Consider the following 18425-nt stretch of genomic DNA (forward strand, 5'->3'; position numbering starts at 1 on the left):
GTCCGGCCCCTCCATTCCCACCGCTGTCGTTATCCCATGAATGGAGCTATCACCATGAACGCCATTAACCAAACCGAAGCCATCACCCTGTCCGCACTGGAAGTGGCCGACCCGACCAAGAACCTGATCCTGCTGTCGCTCGCGCAGCTCCTGCCGCGCCGCTCCAAGCGCAACGCGCGCACCACGCCGCGGCTGTCCATCGACGAGCTGGCCGCGAGCATTTCCCGCATCGGCCTGCTGCAAAACCTTGTCGTCATCCTCGCCGCCGATGGCAAGCATTACGAGGTGGTGGCCGGCGACCGCCGCCTGACGGCCTTGAAGCTGCTGGCGAAGAAAAAGCGCATCGCCGCCGATTTCGAGGTGCCGTGCCTGCTGGTGCCCGACGCCTCGGCCCGCACCGTCAGCCTCGCGGAGAACCTGCTGCGCGAGCAGATGCACCCGGCCGACCAGTTCGAGGCCTTCGCCGCGCTGGTCAAGGAAGGCCGCCCTGTCGAGGATATCGCCGCCGACTTCGGCGTGACTCCGCTGGTGGTGCAGCGCCGCTTGAGGCTGGCGAACGTCTCGCCACGCCTGATGGCGGACTACCGGGCTGGTAGCGTCACCCTGGAGCAACTGATGGCCCTGACCATCACCGATGATTACGCCGCCCAGGAGGCCGCGTTCTACGATGCGCCGGAGTGGCAATGTGGCGCGTCGGCGCTCCGTGCTCGCCTGACGGAGCGTGAAATCGATGTGCGTCATCCGCTGGTGGACTTCGTTGGGCTAGAGGCATACACGGTGGCGGGTGGTGGCATCCGCCGCGACCTGTTCGCCGACGACGACAGCGGCACCTACCTCACCGATGCCGCGTTGCTGGAGACGCTGGTGCGCGGCAAGCTGGAGGCACTGGCCGAGGATGTGCGCACCGAGGGCTGGGCCTGGGTGGAGGCCGTGCCGCAGTTCAGTTATGCGGATCGGCAGGCCTTCCAGAGCGCGTCGCGCATCCGCCGCGAACCGACCGCCCGCGAGGTGCGGCGCATCGCCTCGCTGCAAGCCCGGCTGGAAAAGATCGATGCCGAACTGGAGGGCGCCTACGAGGACGAGGACGAAGGCAAGGTGCTGACGCTGGAGCAGCGGCGCGAGCAGACGGCCGCCGAACTGCACGCGTTATCCACCAACCCCTTGCTCGCCAAGCTTGCGCGCTACCACTATGGCTTCGTAGCGGCTGGAAACGCCCAGTTTGATGAAGATGTTTTTTAGGTTCCACTTGACCGTCTGCAGGCTGATGTTCAGCGCTAGGGCGATGTGCTTGTTGGACATCGACTGCTCGAGCAGGGCGAGAATCTCCTGCTCGCGCTTGGTCAGCGGTTGGGTGTTACTAAGCAAGGCTGTCCTGCAAACCCCGCGCACCGAGCAGCGACTGCGCAAGAACCCCTTGGGTATCTATGTCAACGGGCTGTCGTGGAGCCGCGAGCTCGATGCGTCCGAAGGAGCCAAGCCATGAACCTGTCCTTCCGTACGTCCGCGTTCCCTCTGGTCCTGCTGGCCTTGGCCGGCTGTTCCAGCCAGGGCAAGCCGCCGCCGCGCATCTCGCTCGACGAGCCAGTGCAGGCGCAGCCGCTGCCTGAGCCACCGAAGCCGGTGGAAGTGGTGGCGGTGCCGAAGGTGCTGCCAATGCCAGGGCAGATGAAGCCACTGCCGGACGAGGCTGGTCCCGCCCCGGAACCGGCAGACGAGAAGGTGAGGGTATCGCGTGCGAACCAAGAGGCGAGGGTGGCGCCCACGCGCGAGGGTTACATCAACGCGATCCAGGTCTGGCCCTATAGCGATGGCGCGCTGTACCAGGTCTATGCCGCGCCGGGGCGGGTGACGGTGATCGCGCTGCAGGCCGGCGAGGAGCTGGTGACGGTGGCTGCCGGCGACACGGTGCGCTGGATCGTCGGCGACACCTCCAGCGGAGCCGGCGATGCGTTGCGCGTCAACGTGCTGGTCAAGCCGATCCGCTCGGACCTCAAGACCAACCTAGTCATCACCACCAGCCGGCGCACCTACCTGATCGAGCTGACCTCGACCGAGAAAGCCTGGGTGGCCTCGGTATCCTGGGACTACCCGAAGGATCGGATGCTGGCGTTGCAGCGCCAGGCGCAGGCCGCACAGGCAAGCGCGCCGGTCGATACCGGTCTCTCGCTGGAGAAGATCCGCTTCCGCTATGCGATTAGCGGCAGCAATCCACCATGGCAGCCGCTGCGCGCCTTCGATGATGGCGAGAAGGTCTACATCCAGTTTCCCGCCGGCATCGCCCAGGGCGAGCTGCCACCGCTGTTCGTGATTGGCGCGCAGGGTGATGGGCAACTGGTCAACTACCGCTTCCGCTCGCCGTACTACATCGTGGATCGGCTGTTCGGCGCGGCCGAACTGCGTCTGGGCGGAGACAAGGGCGACGTGGTGCGCATCGAGCGCACGGATGGCGTGGCGCGGGGGAACTGAGCATGAGCCAGGACGACACCTCCGAGCCTCTCGCGCCACGTGCGGACAAGGTCCCGCCCGAAACGGTAGCGCTGCGCGCCCAGCCACGCCCGGTCACGCGGTTGAATCGGCGTACCCTGGCCGTGTTTGCCGGTGGACTCTCCGCCGCAGTGCTGGGAGCCACCATCTGGTCCCTGCAACCACCGAAGCCACGGGGCGGCAACGATCCGGCCGAGCTGTACAACGTCGACCGTATTTCGCGTTCTGAAGGGCTCGAGCGGCTGCCCTCGGACTACTCCAAGTTGCCGCCGCCTCCGCCCGAACTGGGGCCGCCGCTACCAGGCGACCTTGGCCCCGCCATCGTGCAGTCGCAACGACCTGCGATACCCAGCTACACGACACCCGGACACGACCCCGCCGAGGCTGAGCGGCTGGCGCGGTTGAAGGAGGCGGAGGAAGCGGCAGCCTCGTCGGTGTTTTTCCGCACGGGCGGCCAGCGCCCAGCCATGGCGGAACCTGCACAACCTGCTGCAGATGGAACAACGCTGGCGGGCTTCGATCCGCTGGCCGCCGGCCCCGCCTCGACGTCGGCTCAACCCGTTGACCCGACAGCCGTGCAGAATCGGCAGGAGCAGAAGGAGGCATTCCTTCAAGCCGGCACTACGGAAACCCGCAATTCCGGGAACCTGCAGCTACCGGCGTCGCCGTACCAGGTGATGGCCGGTACGGTGATCGCCGGCGCGCTGGTGACGGGCATCAAGTCAGATCTTCCGGGGGACGTGATCGGCACGGTGACGGAGCCGGTCTACGACACGGCGACCGGCAAGCACCTGTTGATCCCGCAAGGCTCACGTATTCTCGGTCGCTACAACAGCCAGGTCAGCTACGGGCAGAGCCGCGTGCAGGTGGTGTGGAATCGCATCATCCTGCCGGACACATCCTCGCTGCCGCTGGACAATTTGGTGGGCGCCGACCCGGCCGGTTATGCCGGCCTGGAGGACGGCGTGGATTGGCACTGGGATCGCGTCTTTACCGGTGCTGTGCTGACTACGTTGCTGGGCATCGGCGCTGAGCTGGCCGCCCCCGAGAGCCGTCAGGATGGCGATCGCATCATCATCGCCGGTCGTGATGGCCTGCAGGACAGCGTGAATCAGGTCGGGCAGGAGATGACTCGGCGCAACATGAACATCCAGCCCACCTTGACCGAGAGGCCTGGCCTGCCGGTGCGCATCATCGTCAATCGGGATCTGGTGTTGCGACCCTACCAACCGCTGTTCTTCAACCGGGGGACTTCGCAATGAGTACGGCGCGCAAGCTGGGGCTGGTGCTTAGGGGCCAGAGCATTAAACTGTTGTTCGCATGTCCGGCCAGCTTGATGCCCAACCTTAACTGCTACACCGTGCTGCACGCGCAGCCTTATGGCGAAGTGGTCGATGCAACGATGCTGATTCGCATGTGCTGGGGAAGCTTATGGCCAGACAAGGGAGTAGTTCTGATTTGCTGTTTTCAGTCGGCGTTTGTTGTTTAGGTGTCTTAGTTCTACGTCTTGGCTGTCATGCTGAAAATGGCTAAAATAGCTCTTTTATGCCAAGGACCCTCCGCGATGCAGTCCATGTCGGCTCGTGATGCAAAAAATTCGTTTGGTAAATTGATCGACATGGCGCGTGCCGAGCCGGTAGCCATCGAGAAGCATGGTCGGCCCGTAGTGGTGGTGCTTTCTATTGAAAGCTACGAGATGCTGCGGGCCTGCGGAGATGGGGCCTCACCAGTCCACGATACTCAAGCCCATATGCCCAGCTTAGGCATTGGTTCCAAAGACAAAAACGGAAAGGCTCAATGAGTGGGAACAAAGTAACGCTTCCACTAGGCTGGACAACGACTCGAGTGGATCGAGTGGGTATTGTTCGACTCGGACGCCAGCGGTCCCCAGATAAGCACACCGGCGAACACGCGACGAAGTATCTTCGAGCGGCAAACATTAAAGCCAGCGGCATTGATCTAACCGATATCCTGACAATGGATTTCACTCCTGCAGAGAGAGCCATTTTTAGATTGAGGCGGGGAGATATTTTGCTCACTGAAGCGTCCGGTAGCTCTAGCCAAGTCGGCCGAGCGGCACAGTGGAACGGTGAAATCGCAGATTGTTGCTATCAGAACACTATTATCAGATTCCGCCCTCACGCTGTAACGCCTGCATACGCGTTGACAGTTTTTCGCTACTACGCCGCATCCGGCATCTTCGGACGTTTGGCTCGTGGCGTAGGGATACAGCACCTCGGAGCGAGTCGATTTGCTGGGCTTTCCTTTCCATTACCGCCATGGGAAGAGCAGCAACGTATTGCAACGGCTGTTGAGCTCAGGCGCCAAGAGATTAGAGAGGCAGATGCTCATTTGCGTAGCGCGCTCGAACATCTTGGTGCACAGCGCTCGGAAGTGTTCGCAGCTGCTGCTAGGGGGGAGCTGGTAGAGCGTTCCGTCAGCCTCCATGGGCACATTGAGGTTTCAAGGACACTATCGTTGATGGAGCGCCAGTCAGATGGTCGACAAGAGAGTCTGTTCGAAAGCCCTTCAGCGACGCAGCCCCGCGCAGAGGTAGATGCGTCCTTACCAACTGGTTGGATTAGCGCGCGAATCGGTGAGCTGGGCGAAGTGCGGCTCGGACGGCAACGCTCGCCTGAGCATCATCGAGGAGAGCACTTGCGGCGTTATCTTCGCGTCGCCAACGTCCTTGAGGATCGAGTCGATGTCAGTGAAGTTCATGAGATGAACTTCACGCCAGAAGAGTACGAAATTTATGCGTTACGCGAAGGCGACATCCTTCTCAACGAGGGGCAGAGCATCGAGCTCGTAGGGCGTCCGGCAATGTTTCGTAGGGAGCTTGATGGGGTTTGCTTCCAGAATACGCTTATTCGGTTCCGTGCTGGGCCTGCCATCTACTCTGAGTTCGCCTTGCTAGTGTTTCTGCATTACCTGCACGCTGGAAAGTTCAGCGCCGTGGCTCGTGGATCAACAAACATCGCACATCTTGGCTTGGATCGGTTTCGGTCAATGACCATGTCTGTGCCTCCTCTCGAAGAACAGGAGCGCATTGTCAAAGAAGCACGTCAGCGCCTAAGTGAGGTGGAAGAACAGACTCGTGCCGTTAGTGCTGCGATCACGCGACTGTCTGAAATGGAGCGCGAGCTTTTGGCCGCTGCAGTCGCTGGAGAGTTGGTTCCGCAGCAGCCCGGCGAAGAGTCGGCCGAGGATTTGCTTGCGAGGCTCGGAGAGCCTGTCGAGGCAGTTTCACTACCATCAGGCAAGCAGACGAAAACATCAAATGGAGGCGCGATGAAACGGAAGTCTGTGAAGCCGAGCGGCAAAGAAAGTGCAACAACTCTAAACGAGTTGTTGCAGAAGGCTGGTCGCCCGCTATCACTGCCGGAGCTATTTGCACTTACGGGCTTCGATCGTGACGAGCCGGAACATGTTGAGTCTTTCTACTTAGCTCTGCGCGCCGAACTAAATCACACCGTGAGGCAGGTTGGCGGTGACGCTGAAAACGCGATTCTAGAGAGGATCGCCGATGCGCCTTGATAGAGTGACCATAGGAGAGTTTAAGAATCTGCGCGACCTCCACGTCGATTTCGATGAGAAATCGCCGTACACCGTATTGGTTGGTGAGAACGGTGCGGGAAAGTCAAATCTGATTGAGGCGCTTTCACTAATCTTTCGGAACTTAGATCTTGATATTGAGGCGCCATTCTCATACCAAATTTGGTACCAGTGTCGGGATCACCATGTAGAGATTCAGGCAAAAGGAAACGAGTTTCCGCGTTTCTTTGTTCGACCTCTAGGGGGGAGTAGTTACGCAGAGTTACCCCGAAGGCGTTTTATGGCGGAGGACAAAGATGGGCGCCCATTATATCGGCCTGGCTTTGTGTTTGGCTACTATTCTGGTCCGAGTGATAGGCTGGCGGTTATTTTTGAGAAGCATCGCGAACGCTATTACAACTGGATCATCAAGACAGCGGAGCAAAGGGGTGATGCACACGTAGGCGACCCCAACGCCCTTCGCAGACTTTTCTATGCGCAAACTCTGCACGGCCAATTCGCGCTGCTAGCGTTCTTTATGAGTGCAAGTAGTGGAGGGGAGGAGGATCGTGATTTCTTACGAGAGCACTTGCAGATTGACGGGCTCGACAGTGTTCTTTTTGCTTTGAAGCGGCCGCCTTGGAAGAGGCAAGGTGGTGATGAGCGATTCTGGGGAGCTGTAGGTGAGGTCCAGGAGTTCCTTAGTCGACTTTACGATAAGGCCATGCTTCCAGCGCGTATGGATAGACGCATTGCTGTCGATCTGACAAAGAATCCGGTGGTTGAGAATCTGTATTTGTTCTTACCTACGCCTAAGGCCCTCCAGCAGGTGTATGCGTCTTACTCAGATCAATATGCGTTCTTCACCGCGCTGGAGAGTATGCACTTGTCGAAGCTGCTGGGTGAGGTGCGAACGCGAGTCCGAATGACGCCTGCAGCCGGTGGGGGAGAGGTTACTTATCGCGACCTGAGTGAGGGCGAGCAACAGTTGCTGCTCGTCTTGGGCTTACTGAAATTCACCGCGCGTGAAGAGGCATTGTTTCTGCTTGATGAGCCTGATACGCATCTTAACCCAAGTTGGAGTACGCAGTATCTAGAGTTTCTGGATCGATTCATCCGAGGGCGCGATAGTTGCCACATTATTATGTCCTCACATGACCCGCTCGTTTTTGCAGGACTCAAGCGAGATCAGGTCAGGATTTTTCGTCGCGATGTGGAGGGTCGGGCTGTTGCGGAGCTTCCCGATAATGATCCCCGTGGAATGGGTGTTGCTGCCATCTTGACAAGCGATCTGTTCCGGCTGCGCTCGACTCTTGATCCCAAGACGCAGGGCGAGTTGGACAGGCAGCGTGTTCTTGCCATGAAGGAAGTTCTCTCTTTAGAAGAGGAGGCGGAGCTTCGCGAGCTTAAAATGCGGTTGCGAGATTTAGGTTTCGATCAGACGATACGCGACCCACTGTATGGGCAGTTCGTGAAAGCTTGGACAGAGCAACAAGATCCGGCATGGGGGAATACCGTTCAACTGACAACGCAACAATTGGAGGATCGGGCAAAATTAGCGGAAAAAATTGTCCAGCAGCTCCGGGAAGTTGAGGGGCAGTGATGCGATTCATTGATTTAGAAGAGCTCAAGCCGAGTATTCAGCACCTAATCCCTGCATTGGAGGCAACGCAGGCTGCGGTCGTTGCGGAGACAGATCCGGTGAAGCGAGCAGCCCTCATTAACGGGAACCGTGCTCAGTGGGTCGCTCTCCGTACCGCGTTTGAGGCCTATTCGCATGGAAAGTGTTGGTATGTGGAATGTAAGAATCCTGGAACAGACGACGATATCGATCACTTTCGTCCCAAACTTGGCGTCAAGGAGGAGCCGACACACCCTGGCTATTTCTGGTTTGCGTTTGACTGGACCAATCTTCGCCTGAGTTGCCACCGGGCAAATCGACCCCGTGTTAATCCGGAGGGCGCCGGAACTGGAGGCAAGGCCGGACATTTTCCCTTGGTAGTCCCGACGGCTAGAGCGTTCAATCCGGCTAATGGTAAGGGCCAGGAGGTGCCGGCTCTGCTTGATCCCACCAATCCTTACGACGTTGCGATGCTGACCTTTCAGCAAAACGGGGAAGTTGATCTCTCCCCAGAATTCAAGGGTCAGGCAATGCCAGAGGCGAAGCTCGCAGCTAGTCGCCTGATTCTGCACTTGGACTGGCCGGCGTTCAGGGATGCACGGGTGGTGCTCTACAACAAGATTCAGAGAACTGTTGATAGAGGCGTCCGAGAGGCTCCGAATGATTTTTCAGGAAATGTGGCTCCGACTGAGGCGTTCTATGACGCGGTACGCGATTTGAAAAATGCAATGAAAGCTGAAGAAGAATATTCCGCGGCAGCGCGGGTATATGTGGAGTCGTTCAAGCACATCTGGTGGGTGCGTGATGTAGTTCTGAGGGTGGTAGCATGAAACGAACAGCTTCGAATACTGCTGCAGATGCAAGTACCCTCGTTCGTAAACTATGGCAGTACTGTAACGTTTTACGCGACGATGGCCTCTCGTATCCTGATTACGTAGAGCAGCTCACATATCTTCTCTTCCTTAAAATGTCCGATGAGCAGGATGGTGGGCCCGTCCCTTCGGAATATGGATGGAACTCGTTGGTTGACTTAGATGCTGACGCAATGCAGGCTCAATATGAGCGTGTATTGGCTGCGATGGGTCAACGGGACGGCATGCTTGGATTGATATTCAAGAACGCCAAGAACAAGATTCGCGATCCGGCAAAGCTAAGACTCCTTGTTGTCGAGCTGATTGGGCAGACTGAGTGGACGGGGCTATCAAGCGATCTCAAGGGAGATGCGTATGAGGGCCTGCTTGAAAAGAATGCTCGTGACACTAAGAGCGGTGCTGGACAATATTTCACCCCTAGATCTTTGATTGATGCCATCGTTGAATGTATCGATCCCAAACTTGGTGAAGTGGTATGCGATCCAGCGTGCGGCACGGCCGGGTTTCTACTTGCTGCACACGACTATCTGAGGCGAAGCAATCCTCGGATGACCGGTGCGCAAAAAAAGAAGCTCGCGACGCAGGCTATTCGTGGCTGCGAATTGGTGGAGGAGGTGGCGCGACTGGCAACAATGAATCTGCTATTGCATGGTGTCGGTGGTAATACGGAGTCAGAACTGCCTATTACGTGTGCGGATAGTCTCAAGACTCCTCCGAAGCAGCAAGTTGATATTATACTGACGAACCCGCCGTTCGGCATAAAGGGTAGTGTTACATATACGCAAGATCAAAAAGGTGTTCGCGGTGATGACAGTCTTATTGTTTTTCGCTCAGATTTTTGGGTTCAGACCGCCAACAAACAGCTCAACTTTCTTCAGCATATCGTCGCTCAACTAAAGCCGGGCGGACGAGCGGCAGTAGTTGTTCCGGATAATGTATTGTATGAAGGCGGTGCAGGGGTAATTATTCGCCGTAGGCTTTTGGAGACCTGCAAGTTGCACACGCTTCTGCGGCTTCCTGCGGGGCTTTTCTACGCGCAAGGAGTTAAGGCGAACGTGCTTTTCTTTGACCGAAGGCAGCAGAACGAAAAGCCTTTAAAAGCGGAGCAATTGTGGGTTTATGAGTTGCGCACCACAAAGCGCTATTCGCTGAAGACAAATCCCTTACAGCGCGAAGATCTAGACGAGTTTGTGAGCCTATTCAAGAGCGGAAAGGCTCGTCATGAGTCTGCCGAGAAGGTTACAGCCACAGGCTCATCCTCGCGATCCTATGGCATCCGGGAAATCCTTGCTACTGAGGATTGCTTGTGGGATATGGCCGCTACCGAAGAGGATAGTGAGGTGCGTCAACCAAGCTTGGCCAAGTTGGACGAGCTTTCTCGACTGGTCGCCGAAGATCTCCAACGCGCACTCGCATTGATTAAAGGTCAAGTGCGGTGATGTTTTCGATAACAGGTGTATGTGTTCGTGCATTGTATAAGTAACGGAGTGTGGCGGTGTCTAATGCCGCTGCCCGTTTACGAATAAGCCTTGCAGAGCGCATGTAGATTTGGGCGGCCAGTTGTTAGTTGAGTGGGGTTACCTAATGACTCAGGTCGCCTAAGAGTGTGTTAACTATTGCTTCCTCTGGAATGGCTAGCCCTTGATTGTCCATAGCTGCGCTCAGATCTGTGTCCCATAGAGCTTCGACTCCGAAGATATCTAAATCGCGTGGTCGTGTTGGTGCTACTATCACCGCCTCGAGGTAGTCTCTGCACGTAAATCGCCAAGGGATCGCTTGCCAGGTACGCATGACATAGTTACCAATGCTAATGCCCGCCCAGTCGTAGTCGCCGTGGTAGTGTAGCTGTGCGCCAGCTGCGACCAATTGATTGAGCAGCATTCGCTGTGCAGCGGCGGGCATGCCATCGGTGCAGACCAATGGGGCACTGTCTGCACCCAGGCGGTCGGCGACGATGGCTACTATGTTCGGGTTTTCACATACGTAGACATTCCGACCCTCTACTTGCCAGGAATATGGTTTTCGAACCAATTGCCGCAGTGAGAGGTAGGCGGGCTCGCCAGGCAGCCAGGTGCAGGGTTTGTCTGGCACCACAGGCAAGTTAAGAAAGAGAGCCGGGCGGGCCAGCTCGTTGACGAGAACTCCTGCCCTTGACCAGACCTCCCGCACACGCTCTTCAGCGCCACCGCCAGTCTCGACTGGTGCTTCATCTTCTTGAGGGCCCATACGCTCGTGCAAGCGCCACGCCGACAGTACCAGGGTCGCTATGGGGCGGCCGGGATCCAGCGCATGGGCATCGCCCAGGGTTTCGGCGGCAAGTTGCGAGCGTGGCAGTCCTTGCTCGGGCAGACGGCGGAGCACAGTATCAGTCGCTGCCAGTAGCTGATTAGCGCCCGCGGGATCGCACCCAAGACGCTTTAGCAGGGGCATGGAGGTAGCTGTGTTTTGTAGCCAGACGCGGAGGAGAGGGCTGCCTTCGGCCGACGCCGAGGTTGTCAGGGCCGACCATTGCGCCGATAGCGCTTTACGTAAGCTGGCTTTCGCAACAATGGAGCCATCCAGTTGCTCCAGTGCATCCTGTAGCGAACTTGCTAGTCCGGCGTCACGCAGTCGTGCATCGAGATCGGCAATGTCCAGCGTCATCGAGCGCGCTATACGCGAGGGGCGGCCAGTCAGTTGGCAAAGAGCCGAGTACTCTACTGGGGCAAGGTTGCTCAAGTGAACCGAGGATAGCGACTGCTCGGCATCGGCGAGCTCAAAACGGCGGCGCAGTCGCTGGCGGAGGGCCTCCAGTTCTGGCCCGCCGAGCAGGCGCTGTAGACGTAAGTCGGGGCTGGTCTTCATGCCAAGGGGAACCTGCGATCAGGATCTTCTTCGAGTCGCTTAGCCCGTCCATCCCAGGTCCAGCGCGAGACGAACACCGCATCGATACCTTCGCGACGCTGCAACTGGCAGATCGACACGCCAGGTAGCTCCGCATAGCAGGCCCACTCCCGCTCGCTGGTGATGACGAAGTCCAGGTCGAATTCCCGCACCAGGCCCATGCAGTGGGCGCGGGCGGTATCGTCGATACCGGCGAAGGCTTCGTCGAGCAGCATCAAGCGTGGCGCCAAGGGACTGCCGCCGTGGCCGTAGAAACTGGCGATAGCGGCGAACAATGGGACGGTCAGGCCTAACGCGCGTTCGCCACTGGAGGCCGGTCCGGACAGCTTGCGCCATTGACCATCCTGCTGACGCTGGATGCGGAAACGATGCCAATAGCGGTAGTCCAACGCGTGGGCGAGTTGATCGAGAAGACTTTTACCTGCGCTGTCAGCGTCGGCCAGGGCGCGTTCGGCGGCGATCTGCTGTTGCAGCATGGTACCGACCGCACGCCGGTCTTCGGTCGACCAGAGGTCGGCGCTGGTATTGAGCAGGCTCTTGCGTGCGGCCTCTAGGCCTGCCGGTGCGCCTTCCTCGACTGATAGCGGCTCCCATAGCAGGCGGTAGCGTACGCCAGTGGTGGTTGGGCGCTTGTGCAATTCGTTGTTTATCGCCTCGACGCGGTCGTCGGCAGCTCGCATCAGTCGCTGGAGCTCGGCGGCGATTTCTGCCTGGAGGTGATTTTCCAACACTTCACGCTCACGAGCCGATAACAGTTCGCTGCGCTGGGCGATATCCTCGGCCAACAGTAGCGCGAGGGTATCGGGGCGCTCGGCACGGTTCTGGTACTGGATTGTGACGGTGATTCCCCAATCGTTGGGTTCTGAGATGGCCTGGTGGTTCAAGGCGCTCAGCCCGCGCTGTAGTTCACTTAGGTCTTCGGCGATTTGTTTCTGTACGCGGGCCCAAGTGACCTCGTCATCGGCGATGTCAGCCAGCGCCTGTTCGATGCGGCGGGCTAGGTTCAGCGCCGGGTCGATACTCCAATGCTCAGGCAATTGCAGGTCCGGCAATGCGGCGGCCAGCAGGCCGCTGGCGCTGAAATGGCGAAGGCGTTCGACGGCCATGGCGCGCTCGTTGCTACGCTCGCTCAGAGTCTGCTCAGTGCGTTCGACGTGCGCTGCGGTCACGGCCAGCCTTTTTTCCGCTTCGCCCAGCGCTGTGCGGCGTGTTTCGGCGTCCTGCTCGGCCTGCGCACGTCCGGCGAGCGCGGTGGCCAGTTTTGCCAGCAATTCTTCCACCTGCTGGCCGATGGACTGGCGTAGCGCCTCCAAGCGGACCCGGGCCTGTTCGGCCTGTTCCTGGGCGACCATCAGGGTTTCCTCAGCCTGTTCCAGCACCCTGCGCGCTTCGCCTTCGCGCTGCTGCTGCTGACGCTGATCGGGCCAGGCGCGCTGCCAGTCGCGCGCCGCCTGGACCAGATGCGCCTGGATGTTGGCGAAGTGTTCCAAGGCCTCTTCGGCTGCCGGTAGCAGCTCGGGGGCTGCCGGCAGGCTCAGGTCGGTCGCGTCGCGGTGTAACTGCTCGCGTGCCGATTGCCATGCGTCTTTAGCTTCCTGGCTGCGCGTTTCCGCCAACATCAGCAGCTGCCGGGTCCGGTCAACATCACGGGCGGCCTGCAGCGCGGCAGCAATCGCATCGTGCAGTGGGCGTTCGGAGGGTACGCTTTTCCGTTCCCGTTCGGCTTGGTTGCGCTCAGCGGCCAGGGTTTCGTATTGTCGTTCGAGCTTGGCTTGCGCCATGTTGAGTTCGGCGAGGAGGGTGGCGAGTGCGTCCAACCGTCGTTGTCGCGCCAGTTCCCGTGCGCTGCGGCCGATGTAGCCTGCCTCGGCTTTTTGCCAGGCACCTGCCAGCGGCCCCAGACGATAGCGACCATCAGGTGACAGCCAGGCTTCGGCATCGCTCGGTTCCTGCGTGCCGTAAGCCACGCCCGCCAACAGCGCAGTCAGCGTTGTTAGTGTGATCGGGCAGGCCTCGGGCAATGCGGGAATCAGCGCAGCGTTCAGGTTGGCACCGTTCACTGGCGCGCGCTGGTGCCAGCTGCTATCCAGCAGCGGCGTACCGTCGCTATCGCTCAATATCCCATTTGGCGACAGCCAGGCGTCAAGCAGGCCGCTGGCTTCCAAGGCGGCTTCCAGCCCGGCCCGTTGCGCGGCATCCAGGCTCGGGTGGAAATCCACCAGATGCCAGAGTGGCGCGCCGTGCCGTTGCAGGCGCACACCACTGGCCCGGGTGGGCGGCTCGGCGGGCAGCGCATCTTCGCCAGCGGCCAGGCGGGTGCACTCGTCCTCGATATCGGCGCGCTGCTTGTCCAGGCTAGCAAGGTTACTGTCCAGCTCCGCCTGTTGGGCGGCGTGTCGTTGCAGCGTCGTCTGCCAGGCGTTGTCCACTGCCACTTGCGCCGGGTTTTCACCTTCCGGAAGGGCCACCCACTCGGCCAGTTGAAGCAAGGGCTGCTCAGCATCGAAGCGCAGCTGGACGAGGCTTGTGCAGTGCTCGGACCAGGCTCCGAGCAATACGCTGCCTGCCTGTTCGGCGTGCTGATCGGCTCGCTCGCGTTGCGCCAGTGCTATGTCCATTTCACCGCGAATGCTTCGAACGTATTCTTGCTTGTCCGCCAGTACCGCTTGGTGTTGGCTAACTTCGGCATGACGCTTACGCAGATGAGCGATGTCCTGGCGCCGATTCCTCACCAGCTCGCGCAGGGCTTCTTCAGCGGCCTTGTACTCGGGCGGCGGATGTGCCGCGAGCGCTTCGGCTTCAAGGCTAAGCAGTGGGTTGATTGCGAGGTCTGCTGTTATAGCGAGTGCTTCGGCCGCGTCCAACGTACGAGTACGCGACTTGTCCAGCTCATCGCGAGCTTGAGTGGCCGCAGCGGTCCGTCGCTGACTCAGTTCTACTTCGCTATTGAGTTTGCTACGCGCTTCATCGCGCTGTCGGCCTGCCGTGTGAGCTGCATGTTGCCGTTCAGTGGCATTGCGCTCTTCCAGGGCAAGACGGTTGGCGTCCTGGTTGGCGGGATCGCTCTGCAGCGTATCTACCAGCTCCCGGGCCGCCGAATACTTCAGCTTCGCGGCTTCGTGCTCCGCAAAGGCCTCCCCCTGCGCGCTCTGTGCGCCGGCGAGTTCAGCCTGCGCTTGATTGCGGGCCTCGCTGGCGTTGTCGAAATGGGTTTGAGCCTGGCGTAGTTCGCGTGCCTGGCGCCGCGCCAACATACCGGTATAGATGCGGTAGCGTCGTTCAAACTGGGTGACGGTTTGCTCCAGTAGGCGCGTTTCTTCCAATTGAATGCGGTCTTCCTCCAACTGGTTGAGCGCTTCGGCCACATCGCCCAGCAGCTCGGGTGGTAGCGGTGGCAGCGACTCGCTCAGGGCATTGGAAAGCCCGGTTTCGTCGGGTTTCTTCGACAGTTGTGGCTGGCGCAGCTGGATCAGCGTATCCATCAGCGCGTCATAGCGCCGTGTCCCTAGCTGGAACAGGCGCTCGTCCACGGCACGGCGATACAGCTGATGGTTTTCGAATAGTTGACCGCGTCCGCCAAGTGCATCGCGTAAGCGTTCGCGAGTAAGAACCTGGCGCTCGGCAGTGGTAAGCCAGAGATCTTCGCCGATACGTGAGTCTAGTGTCGTGCCGTCACCTTCCACGATGAAAAACCAGCTGTCCACTTGAGCCCGGCCATCGACTGCCGACAAACCGACCCCCAGGGTCAGGTAGCGGGGGCGGCCATCGCGCTCGCGTCGGCCGAACTCTATCCAGCTGTAGCCGATACGGCGGGGATAGTTGCCGACCAGGAGGTTCCAGGCCATCTTCTTGCCGCTATCACCGTCGGGCTCGACGCGCGACGAGCGCAATTGTGCGTCCAGCAGCAACGGTAAGGTCAGCGACAGCACCTTGGATTTGCCGGTGCCGTTATTGCCGCGTAGAAGTAAATGACCATCGTGGAACCAGAACTCCTCGCTGTCGTAGTGGAACAGTTCGACGAGGCCAAGACGTAAGGGCTGCCAGCGTTCGCGCAGAGGTTTGGGCAGTGCGGGGCGGGAGGAGGTGATGAATAGGTCGCTGGTCATGCGTCAGGCTCGGTTAGAAACAGGGTTTCGGCCCCCTGGGCGTTGCGCACCTCGGTCTGTCCGAGGGAGAAGCGGGCAATGGCGGGCAACGGATGTACGCCATGCATATCACGCAGCATTAGGCCCAGACGACATAGGCGAACGATGGCGATTTCCGCCAGCTCGTGTTCGGCGCCTGGCGCGCGCGCCGATTTGCGCCAGTAGCGGCCATATCGCCCAGCGGCCTCGCGCAGGAACAGGGCAATCTCGCTTTCGGTCGCTCGCAATGGGGCACGTTTATCCCGCAGACGCCGAGCTAGGTACTCCGCTACCAGCAGCGTTACATGTGCCTCAGTGCCCTCGGCAGGCATGGCTACATCCGTCAGTTGCCTGCTCTCATCGATCAGGGCCAGGCCTTCGGCACGTTGCTCGGCGACCAGTCCGGTGGCTTCACACAGGCGGTTGGCGAGAACACCCCGCTGATTGAGGAAATAGCTGCGTGTCTCTTCATCCAGGCTGTCGGTATACAGCACCGGATCGTCGAGCAGGCGTCGCGCCAGGTGGTGGCGTATGGCGTCGCGCCTGCCTTGCTCGCTGTCCGCTGTAAAGCCGGCCACCAGTGCATGCAGCCGCGCCTCGGTATTTCCCGGAGTCTCCTCTGTGCTCCAGGTCGAGGGCCCGCGCACCGCCGCCAGCAGGCCGGCCAGCAAGCGCCGGTGAATGTCGTAGAGCGCGTCGGACTGTGGCCCGCTGCCGTCCTGTACGTAACTCTCTTCCTCGCCAGCGACACGTTCGAGAACGCCATGAGCCAGGAGGGTACGGCACACCATGACCAGCTCGCGCCTTTCGGCAGCGCCGTGCAAGGTGAAGGCGAAACCCAATGTCTGCAATGCCGGGTCGGCGGCTTGTTGTACGATCCGTTCACCGATCTGTCGCAGGGTGATCTGCGGGTCGGCTCGCTCCAGCACTGCAGCAGCCAGACTCAGCAGTACATAGCGACGTCGGTCATAGTCCGGCAGGCCGCGGGTCGGGGCGGACAGGTCGGCCGGGCGCTTGAACAGGCGGGCACCCTCGCGGTCCACATGCAGCGGCCAGCCGGTCTCGCGGACGAACCACTCGCGCAGGCGCTCGGCTTGGCGACGTACGGCGGGGAAGTCCGCGTGCCCTGGCGGCATGAGCGGGCACATCAGCAGGCTGCGCAGAGCCCGGCGGAATTCGTCTTGTTGCTGCGCCTTCTGTGTTTCTCCGACATGTCGGATGCCACGGCGGGACGAGGGTATGCTCATGATCTGTCCTCGGTGAGCCGGATCGTCAGCAGATGATCCCGGCCGGAGAACACGCCGGCGGCCGTGCAGATTTGGGCGCGGCTGTTTTCAGCCAGAGGTTCCAGGCGAATATGCAGCAGACCGTCGCCCGTTTGGCGCTCGACAGGGCTGTTCGGGTCCTGTTGTTCAGCCAGTGCCTCGCCAAGCAATCCTAGAAAGAGGCCGAAAGCATGCACATCGAGCTCACCCAGCTCCGATAGGCGAGTCGGGCTGCCGGTCGCCAATCTCCGGCGCGCGGCTTCGACCTGACGCGATTCCTCCGCTAATTGCTGAGCCATCAGCGCACGATCCCGGCTACGATCCCGCACTTTCGCCAGTGCGCCACGCGGTGCGGCTTCTCCATACTCGCGCAGGCGCGGATTTATGATCAGCGGCGGTGCATCCAGCCAAGAGGTGCTCGCTGGCACGTCGTCTGCTTCAGCAACCTCAAGTGAGAAGTGGCGTGCTGGCTGTAACGCGAAGGCTGCATGCGCAAGACGGTGAGCATCGTCGTCGGTGTCGCATGTAGCGAACCACTGCGCCAACACTCGGAAATCGGCCGACCGGTCGCTGCGCCCACTGCGGCGCTCATTGATCGTCGCGATGGCACTTAACAGTTGCGGAATCGCCGAGCGTGCCCTTGCACGCAGCAGTTCTGCTTGAGGTGGTTCGTTGCCGGTTGCCAGGAACCAACCGCGTAATCCTTTCCAGCGCTCGCGCCAGATATCCTGGCGGCGTTGTGCTTCCTCTGCCTGTTCGCCAGTGCCGTCGGGGGCGGTATCACGTGCTTCACGTGTGGCGACTTGGCGCAAGACGTAGTCGATGGAGGTGGACAGGTCATGCAACGTGCGGGCGATGGCGTCGGAGCGACGGATCAGATCGCCCATGAAGCGTTCGAGATAGTCGATCAATCGTCGCTTGTAAGCGACCAATGCGGTGGCGTCGGCCTGCTGCAGCTCTAGACTACGTGCCACTCCAGCCATGAACGCCTGGGCGTTTTCAGTAAGACCCTCAAACACCCGCACTAGGTCGCGCAGAATCTCATGTGCCTTGGCGGTATCAAGGTCGTTGACGGATTGTGCCTCAGCCATCAATCGCTGCAAGGCTCGTAAGCGGCTGTCGATGTCCTCCAGCGCGACTGTCTGCAGTTCTGCACGATGACGTAGGCTCTGCGCGAATGCTATCAGGCCGGCCTCTACCGCCTCGCCGCCGCGCGATAGCCGATAGAGAAAACGTGCCCGGTAATAGTCATTGAGCGTGGATACACGCGTCATGTCCGGCTGCGATTCGAGATTGCCCCAGGCCGCCAACTGAGCTAATGCAGCGGCAACCTCTTCCTGAGCCGGTGGCGTCCGTTGACCCCATTTCGCCTCGGACAATACTTCGTCGGGCCGTAATTGCAGGCGGTACTGGCGCTTGGCAGCCGCGAACACCTCCATGATGGCGCGATAGAGGGCTGCCTTTTCCGCAGTGGCGTGGCGGAACAGATCCGCTGAAGCTTCCGGCCAGGATGAGTTGTGAATCACCAAATTCTGCCTCAGTGACCTTCCGTGATCGATGAGACCATTCTTCAGTCCTCTTCGCTATTTGCCAAGCTTTCCCTGCGAGCCAAATTACTTTGGAGTTTTTGTGTCGGTGAGGT

At 59.9% G+C, this 18425-nt stretch carries 12 protein-coding genes and 2 pseudogenes; 9 read left to right on the forward strand and 5 right to left on the reverse strand.

The window, feature by feature from the left end; translation table 11 throughout:
• Positions 1-54: 54 nt before the first annotated feature.
• Positions 55-1125, forward strand: a pseudogene (locus tag N7607_RS10605) (ParB/Srx family N-terminal domain-containing protein); the annotation flags it as partial.
• A gap of 21 nt (positions 1126-1146) precedes the next feature.
• Here the strand turns inward: N7607_RS10605 and N7607_RS10610 are convergent.
• A complete protein-coding gene (locus N7607_RS10610) occupies positions 1147-1299 on the reverse strand; it encodes a LuxR C-terminal-related transcriptional regulator (RefSeq protein WP_347881171.1) in 153 nt (50 codons plus the stop codon).
• A 70-nt stretch (positions 1300-1369) separates the two neighbouring features.
• Here N7607_RS10610 and N7607_RS10615 point away from each other — a divergent pair.
• The 8 genes and pseudogenes from N7607_RS10615 to N7607_RS10650 form a co-directional block, all read left to right on the forward strand.
• Positions 1370-1483 (forward strand): annotated as a pseudogene (locus N7607_RS10615) (VirB8/TrbF family protein); the annotation flags it as partial.
• On the forward strand, positions 1480-2466 hold the full coding sequence (trbG, locus tag N7607_RS10620) for a P-type conjugative transfer protein TrbG (protein WP_279866872.1): 987 nt from the start codon (positions 1480-1482) through the stop codon (positions 2464-2466). The pseudogene N7607_RS10615 and the gene trbG, both read left to right, overlap by 4 nt.
• Before the next feature lie 2 nt (positions 2467-2468).
• On the forward strand, positions 2469-3746 hold the full coding sequence (locus N7607_RS10625; RefSeq protein WP_279866871.1) for a TrbI/VirB10 family protein: 1278 nt from the start codon (positions 2469-2471) through the stop codon (positions 3744-3746).
• A gap of 302 nt (positions 3747-4048) precedes the next feature.
• Positions 4049-4285, forward strand: a complete 237-nt coding sequence (locus tag N7607_RS10630) for a type II toxin-antitoxin system Phd/YefM family antitoxin (protein ID WP_279866870.1) — start codon at positions 4049-4051, stop codon at positions 4283-4285.
• Positions 4282-6021: a restriction endonuclease subunit S gene (locus N7607_RS10635; RefSeq protein WP_279866869.1), complete on the forward strand. Its 1740-nt coding sequence runs from the start codon at positions 4282-4284 to the stop codon at positions 6019-6021. Before N7607_RS10630 ends, N7607_RS10635 begins: the two co-directional genes overlap by 4 nt.
• Positions 6011-7621: an AAA family ATPase gene (locus N7607_RS10640; RefSeq protein ID WP_279866868.1), complete on the forward strand. Its 1611-nt coding sequence runs from the start codon at positions 6011-6013 to the stop codon at positions 7619-7621. Before N7607_RS10635 ends, N7607_RS10640 begins: the two co-directional genes overlap by 11 nt.
• Complete coding sequence (locus N7607_RS10645) at positions 7621-8469, forward strand: hypothetical protein (RefSeq protein ID WP_279866866.1); 849 nt, start codon at positions 7621-7623, stop codon at positions 8467-8469. Before N7607_RS10640 ends, N7607_RS10645 begins: the two co-directional genes overlap by 1 nt.
• Positions 8466-9950, forward strand: a complete 1485-nt coding sequence (locus tag N7607_RS10650) for a class I SAM-dependent DNA methyltransferase (RefSeq protein WP_279866864.1) — start codon at positions 8466-8468, stop codon at positions 9948-9950. Before N7607_RS10645 ends, N7607_RS10650 begins: the two co-directional genes overlap by 4 nt.
• Positions 9951-10092: 142 nt before the next feature.
• On the opposite strand, the gene N7607_RS10655 is transcribed toward N7607_RS10650, so the two are convergent.
• From N7607_RS10655 to N7607_RS10670, 4 genes are read right to left on the reverse strand one after another with little or no spacing between them, the layout of a single operon-like run.
• A complete protein-coding gene (locus N7607_RS10655; protein WP_279866863.1) occupies positions 10093-11355 on the reverse strand; it encodes a TIGR02679 family protein in 1263 nt (420 codons plus the stop codon).
• A complete protein-coding gene (locus tag N7607_RS10660; protein WP_279866862.1) occupies positions 11352-15500 on the reverse strand; it encodes a TIGR02680 family protein in 4149 nt (1382 codons plus the stop codon). Before N7607_RS10660 ends, N7607_RS10655 begins: the two co-directional genes overlap by 4 nt.
• Positions 15497-16765, reverse strand: coding sequence for a TIGR02678 family protein (locus tag N7607_RS10665; protein WP_279866861.1), 1269 nt, complete (start codon positions 16763-16765; stop codon positions 15497-15499). The genes N7607_RS10660 and N7607_RS10665 overlap by 4 nt, the downstream gene beginning before the upstream one ends.
• Complete coding sequence (locus N7607_RS10670; protein WP_279866967.1) at positions 16762-18309, reverse strand: TIGR02677 family protein; 1548 nt, start codon at positions 18307-18309, stop codon at positions 16762-16764. The genes N7607_RS10665 and N7607_RS10670 overlap by 4 nt, the downstream gene beginning before the upstream one ends.
• Between the last annotated feature and the right edge of the window lie 116 nt (positions 18310-18425).

It is taken from the genome of Pseudomonas sp. GD04019 (assembly GCF_029837695.1).
Taxonomy (GTDB): Bacteria; Pseudomonadota; Gammaproteobacteria; order Pseudomonadales; family Pseudomonadaceae; genus Aquipseudomonas.